Raw genomic sequence first — 271 nt, 5'->3', positions numbered from 1 at the left:
GTCGAGAGGGTAATTGCATGCAACGCACACTGATTCTGGCCACTGTGGCCGCACTGGTTTCATTCACCGGCCTGGCGCAGGCGGCAGACACTCAAGCAATGAGCTGGCAGCAGGGCCTGAGCCGTACCGACCTGATTCGTCAGGATCTGGGCGATGCGGATCGCGAGGTGATACAGGCGCGGATCGATTTCGAACCGGGTGTCACCGCGCCGCGGCATGCGCATCCCGGTGTCGAGGTGGCGCATGTGCTCAGCGGCACGCTGGAGTATCA

The 271-nt window shown here is 62.7% G+C and carries 1 protein-coding gene; it reads left to right on the top strand.

Going from position 1 to position 271, the window contains the following annotated elements:
- Positions 1-17: 17 nt before the first annotated feature.
- The coding region (locus tag ACR9ZK_RS22065) for a cupin domain-containing protein (protein ID WP_481344088.1) at positions 18-271 on the top strand (254 nt) is incomplete at its 3' end.

Source organism: Monashia sp. HAY1-5C, assembly GCF_056755255.1.
This window is presented reverse-complemented; position numbering and strand designations above follow the sequence as displayed.